Source organism: Rathayibacter sp. AY1C1, from assembly GCF_002932105.1.
GTDB lineage: Bacteria > Actinomycetota > Actinomycetes > Actinomycetales > Microbacteriaceae > Rathayibacter.
Genome location: NZ_PSWH01000063.1, coordinates 1 through 5972 on the forward strand (window position 1 = coordinate 1; position 5972 = coordinate 5972).

The following is a 5972-nucleotide window of genomic DNA, read 5'->3' on the forward strand; positions in this document are numbered from 1 at the left end:
CTCTCAATTAGCGGTCGAACCATCGGGTGGACGGCGGGCGGCCATTCTTCACAAGCCGTCACAGCGGCCAAAACGCAGGAGCCCTACCCGCCGTCCTCGGACGATCGACACACTAGGACTGCACCGAAACCGCCCGAGCAACAAGGTAAGGAAAACGCAGGGGAATGGGCCGCGCAGCGGCCTCCCTCCCCCGGCATCGCCGGTGCCGCATCTAGCGGCCCCCGGAACGGGTAGCGGAAGAACGATCAGCAGCGCCCTACGGTGGGCGCATGCCTCCGCGACGCGCCCTCCATCGCACGGATCGACGCCGGTTCTCGGGCCTGGTCTCACTCTCGGCCGTTGTGGCACTGCTCTCGGGATGCGTCGGTGACGTCCCCGGCCCTTCACCGACCTCGTCAGTCGTCTCCGCAGCGCGAGTGGATACCCGTCCGCTGTTCGATGAGGCGATGGCAGTGAGCATCACGCCGGGTGTGCGCGAGGTGGCGCGCGCGACAGAGGACTGGTGCTTCTCAGAGGGAGGAGGGAACCAGCTCTTCGGATCGGCGTCTGAGCTCTCGACCGTCTGTCTCTTCGGCGGCGGAATCGTGTTCGCTCTGAACGACACCGACCAGCAGGCGGCAGCCGCTGCCGTGGATGAGTTCCTCGCCACCAACGACATGTTCGGCCCGGGAGGAACGGTCGTTGACTCCCTCGTCGGGGTCGACCTAATGCAGGGCGGCGAACTCACCGGCGGCGGCGGGCGCAACCTCCCCGGGGGAGGTGCTCAGGGAGCGGCGACCGTGCGTTGGACACTCGTAGCCGCCTCCCGCTTCCAGGTCAGCGGCCTCCCGTTGTCTGAGGGGTTTAATCGCCAGTCCTACGAGGGAACGATCACGGAGTCGACTCCCGCAGAAGTGAGCGCGACGGGTGCCTCGTTCGTCCTGACCGTCCACATCTCCTGGCGGTACTTCTCGGGCAAGCGTGCCTAGCCTCCCTCCCCCGATTTCGCCGGTACCGCATCTAGCGACCCCCGGAACGGGTAGAGGAAGAGCGCAAGCTGCTGACGGGCGCCGCCGGCAGTAAGTCTAACGGCTTCGGTCGCCGCGGTCCGGCGCCTGCGTCGGCGTCGTGGTGGGGAAGCTGCGGGTGACGGTCGCTCGTGCTTGTGCGAGGGCCGTGTCGATTAGGGGTTCTCCGAACGCGGTGCGCGACTTATCGACGTCGAGCGTGCGCGGCTGCCCTTCAGCGGAGGTGCTGTAGCGCCGGTAGCGCATAACGGTCAGTCCGGTGTCGGCCAGCTGCTCGGCGGCGACCTCGGGGAGGGAGCGGCCGCCGGGGGCCGGCGTAGACGCCGCGGGCGTACTCGCTGGGCACCCATCGGCCACCGAGCTCGTCGGCGCCGTCGAGGGCGCGTTCGTAGGACTGCTGCCAGCGGCCGGCGATGCGCGACTCCGACAGCTCGAACGGGACCTCCACGTCGATGACCTCGACGCTGTAGCCGACGGACCCGAGTGGCTGCCCCAGCTCGACGGCCTTCTCGGGCGAGGAGAGCACGGTGTCGATCACGACGTTCAGCTTGTTCCGAACCGCGTCGTTGCGGACACGGATCGCGAGCTGGGAGGACTCCTCGTGCACGAGGGAGGCCAGCTCGAGCGGGAAGAACCGCTCCCCCGCCGCCTCGGCGGCACGAACCTCGGGCGGCATGATCGCGCGGTCGTAACTACCGTCCTTGATCGCCTCGGTGAGCAGGGCGCGCTTGAACTCGTCCGCGTCGACCGTGATCCACGCGCCGCGGCCGGCGCCGAGTACGTCTGCAAGGACGGTCGACTTTCCGGCTCCGGGCGGGCCGGCGAGGATGATCGCCTTCCGCTCTGCACGGACGCCCGGGAACTTGTCGCGGTAGGCGGCGACCAGATGGTCGTGCAACTCCTTTCGCGCAGCGCGCGGCCGATTCACGCCGTCAGGGCCGCGGACGAACCAGTATCGGTTGTTCACCGTCGCCCGCTCGCCGGCAGGGCTCAGCGGGCCGCTGGCCCGAGCCCACTCGCGCACCGTCTCGCGGTGCGCGGCGATCGCTGACGAGTCCTCGCCCGTCACCGACCTTGCTCGCTGTAGCGATCCAGGATCTCGTCGTACGCGTCCGCGTCGATCAGGTGCTCAGTGAGAGCACGACCCACCTCCTCGAACTCCCCCGGGTCCAAGGTGGTCCAGTCGTAACCGTCGCTGGGCGATCCGGGACGATACGGCCAGCGGCCGAGCTCATCGAGGACCTGCTCCCGCGTCAGCTCTCCTGCGTCGTAGCGCTGGGCAATTTCATAGGGCGTCGCGCCGGAGAACCCGGGACGCACGTCAGGCACTGCGGCCGCGGACTTCAACGCGCTGTTGACCGAGGGCTGCGAGATGCCGATGTCGCGGGCGAGCTGCGACTGTGCGGTGCCTTCGGCCGCAGTGCGCAACGCGCGGAGGTATGACACGCGGGTTACGACCTGCAAGCTGCGTAACCGGCGAACAGTGTCCCCGTCGGGCCTCTCAGCGATCGACATGGCAACCACCCCCTATAGAAGAGTCTATCAAGTTGAGGGGACAGGGGACAGAGAGCAATGCGGCGATCTACTTGCATTCATTCTGATATTAAAATGAATGCATCGGACTTGACTGGTCAGCGCTCAGATTGGTGGTCGGCGCGCAGGGCTTCGAGCCCGCGTTGCAGGGCGCGGAGCGCGGTCTTGTGCTGGCTGCGGTCCTCGAGAGCTGCAACTTCGGCCAACTCCTTCGCCAAAGCAGGGTCAGGCCAGCGGACGAGGAGAGTTCGGCCGAGTCCGCTAGGCCACTCCCCCGCGCTCTCGACGGGCCGCTTCGCTGTGCCCGCTGCCCTCCCGGCCGACTTCGCCACTGCCAGCGGCGTAGTCGCCGTCGTAGCGGCTTGCGCTGCGGGGGCCGGGGGTGCGTCGGCCGCGTCACCGAACCTTTCGATCGCGGCAGGGTCCACGGCTGGCCGCTTCTTGATTGCCATTACGCCACCAACTCCGCAGCAAGTTCCTGAATTTCAGACTTTGCCTTGACGTTGTTCCATTCGACAACCCCGAGCCCTTCTCCCACGACGTCTCGGTAAGCCTTCCGCTCGTGGATCACTGTCTCGAGAGGCCGGATGCGCGGGTACTCCGCCAGGTACTCCCCTGCGTCGGTTCGTTCCGTGACGGCCGGATTGGAGGGGGCCTGGGCGATGAGGCCGCGCACGTCCAGGTCGGGATTGAAATCGAGAGCTTGGTCAATGACTTCGGTCATGTGTCCGAGAGTGTCGAGGTCGAGCTGACTGGGCCGAACGACCACGACGAGCTTGTCTGCGGCTGTCATGCCGGTGCGCATCTCCTTGCTGTCCTTGCCTGCGACGTCGACCATCACGACGTCGTAGCGAGTCGCGAGGTCTTGCAGAGTTTGATGGATGCTGCCGAGCTTCTCGACGCACGCGATCGCTGGCTGGTGTCGGTTCTCCTCGCGGTCGGCGTGCCACCTGGCCGCCGAGCGCTGCGGGTCGGCATCGACCAGGCAGACGTCCTTGCCTTGGCGGGCGTACTCCGTGGCGAGATTGACCGCGATGGTCGTTTTCCCCGGGCCGCCCTTCTGGCTGCCGATCAGAATGATCATGCGTTCACATCGCTTTCAATTTGGTTTCAAAGTGCATGCGTCTTGCGATCCATATGCGCGAGCGGCAGGGATGCAAACTGCTTGCGAAGTGATACCAGTCTGACATCATTGCAGGATGGATGCAAGGCGCAGTCATAGTGAATGCAGGTGGCAGAACGGTTGCAGCTTGCAGGCATAGTGAATGCAGGTGACAGAATAGATGCAATATGCAACCATCCTGAATGCAAATATTCAGACTGAATGCACTATGCATTTGTCTGGGAGACGCGGGGGAGCAGCCTCACCTCGCGTGAGCGGCGGCTGGTTCACCCCAGTGGGGAGGCATCCGTCGTTGTTCGAGAGGACGACGGGCCGGCCTGCGAGCTTCGGGTCGAACAGTCGCTCGCAGGAGACGTAGAACGAGTTGACGTCGACCAGACCGATCCGCTGCTCAGAGCGCACGGTGGAGGTGGTGGAGGCAGACGGTGACGACGCCCCACACCTGGAGGTCGCTGAGCTCCGGGACGAGGATCGGCGGGTACTCGGAGTTCTCAGCGCGCAGGATCACGCCACCGGGGGAGAGCTCGAGGCGCTTGACGGTGAGTTCGCCGTCGAGGATCGCGACGACGACGTTGCCGTGCTTGGGGGAGAGGGAGCGATCGACCACCAGCTCATCGCCATCGCTGATGCCGGCACCGACCATGCTCTCCCCGGACACGCGGACGATGAAGGTCGACGTCTTGTCGCGGATCAAGTGGTCGTTGAGGTCGAGAGAGCCGTCGAAGTAGTCCTGCGCGGGGGAGGGGAACCCGGCCGCTACCGCGTCGCCAGCAACGAGGAACGCGATCGCCACGGCGTCCGGCGCCGGAGTCGAGATCCGCTCCACGATCGTCACAGTCATCTCGATACCTCCCGACGTGTTCGAACGTATGTTCGATGAAAGTCGAGTGTAGGTCGGAGGATCTGACAGCGCTCATGTACGCCGGTCGGCGGGGCCGTCTCGGGTGCGTCGAGCTCGGGTCCGCGTCGACGTCGAAGGGCAGCGTCGGGGCTAGGCAGCGGTGGAGGACCACCAAAGCGAGCCGGGGGCGAGCATGCCGGTGCGTCCCCAGTGCAGCGCCTCGCGGTGATCGCCGCGGCCGGCGGCGTCGCGGGGGTAGAGCGGCCAAACGCGCTCACCGGGTGTGGTGTCCTCGAACAAGAGTCGGCTCGACACGTGTCGGCGTCGCGGGCGTTGTCTGGGGGAGGAGGAGCGGTGGGTTAGCTCGGCTTGCCACCAAGCCCAGACTTCGCGCTCGACGTCGTAGCGGTGGGCTCGATCTGCCAGGGCTCCGTGGACGCCGAGGGTTCGAGCTGCGGCAGTGCGGAGGTCGCGCTTGGCGCGGGTCCACCCGGTCGTATGCCTGATGACCAGCCGGTGTGTGCGCAGGCGGGAGAGTGCGGTGGCGGCGGTGCGGGTGGTGACTCCGAGCAGCGTGGCGGCGGCGTCGAGGGCGAGGGTCCCTTCGCGGCGCAGCAGCGCGTAGGCCTTGCCTGCGAGGTGTCCCAGGCCGGCGCGGGTGAAGAGGTCGTGTCGGGTGTCGGTGAGGTCGGCTTCGAGCATGGTGAGGAGCATGGTTCGTTCGGTGAAGATCGGCCCAGGGGGGCGGGGGTTATTAGTGGTTGTGACCGGACCTTGCAGTGAGCCTGTGGAAAGGTGCTCGGACAGTCGCCATTCGCTGGCGTTCGAGCCGTCCGCACGGACGGCGAGCTGCACGTAGCCGTCCTCGCGCAGCGTCCGCAGGGCGCTGGCCGCGGTCGTTCGGCCCAGGCCCGCGAGGAGGGCGAGGTCGCGGATGGACGCGGCGACGGTGCGCTTGCCGGTGTGCAGGGTGAGGTAGGCCAGGGCGGTGAGGATCGTCTTCTCCGACGTCGCCCGCTCGCTCCGACCCCACCGGCCCGGGCTCACCCGGAACCGCTCGAGGAGGGCGCTGACGGAGCCGACGAGGCTCTCCAGCTCCGCCAGGTCGCTCGGCTCGCGCTCGGACGGGAGAACGGCGTGCAGCGCCGCGTACTGAAGCGCCTTCTCCCACTGCCGCGCCAGGCGCTCGGCCGCCTCGTCGCGCGAGCGCGGGCGGCGGTGGCCGCGGCCGGTGTTCTTGGTCCGGTAGTGCTCCATCCCGGGAGCGGTCCGAGCGGCGTGCTCGACGTCGGTCAAGGACCAGCCGGCGTGAGCCGCGGAAAGCAGGCACATGAACGCCGTCCACGACGGATTCGCACCGCCACCAGCCGTCGCCATGTGCCCGGCACCGGCCGCGCTGAGCTGGCGGTGCGCCCGATGCTCGGTGGTCGGGGCGGCCGGTGCCGGGCACATGGCGACGGCTGGTGGC

The 5972-nt window shown here is 67.3% G+C and carries 6 protein-coding genes and 1 pseudogene; 1 reads left to right on the forward strand and 6 read right to left on the reverse strand.

All coding sequences use genetic code 11. From position 1 onward, the window contains the following. The first annotated feature begins 446 nt into the window (after window positions 1–446). On the forward strand, window positions 447–968 hold the full coding sequence (locus C5C71_RS16965) for a hypothetical protein (protein WP_104247894.1): 522 nt from the start codon (window positions 447–449) through the stop codon (window positions 966–968). A gap of 253 nt (window positions 969–1221) precedes the next feature. Here C5C71_RS16965 and C5C71_RS16970 read toward each other — a convergent pair whose 3' ends face one another. From C5C71_RS16970 to C5C71_RS16995, 6 genes and pseudogenes are all read right to left on the reverse strand, one after another. Next, window positions 1222–1905, reverse strand: a complete 684-nt coding sequence (locus C5C71_RS16970; protein WP_258068764.1) for a zeta toxin family protein — start codon at window positions 1903–1905, stop codon at window positions 1222–1224. Between the two features lie 167 nt (window positions 1906–2072). Further along, entirely contained in the window at window positions 2073–2522 is a 450-nt protein-coding gene (locus C5C71_RS16975; protein WP_104338163.1) for a hypothetical protein, read from the reverse strand. A gap of 469 nt (window positions 2523–2991) precedes the next feature. Further along, entirely contained in the window at window positions 2992–3624 is a 633-nt protein-coding gene (locus C5C71_RS16980) for an AAA family ATPase (RefSeq protein ID WP_104292844.1), read from the reverse strand. Window positions 3625–3942: 318 nt separating this feature from the next. Beyond that, window positions 3943–4065, reverse strand: a pseudogene (locus C5C71_RS18125) (hypothetical protein); the annotation flags it as partial. Further along, complete coding sequence (locus C5C71_RS16990; RefSeq protein WP_104292846.1) at window positions 4055–4504, reverse strand: LexA family transcriptional regulator; 450 nt, start codon at window positions 4502–4504, stop codon at window positions 4055–4057. The pseudogene C5C71_RS18125 and the gene C5C71_RS16990, both read right to left, overlap by 11 nt. Before the next feature lie 150 nt (window positions 4505–4654). Continuing rightward, a partial coding sequence (locus C5C71_RS16995; RefSeq protein ID WP_219814209.1) for a hypothetical protein occupies window positions 4655–5972 on the reverse strand: 1318 nt, incomplete at its 5' end.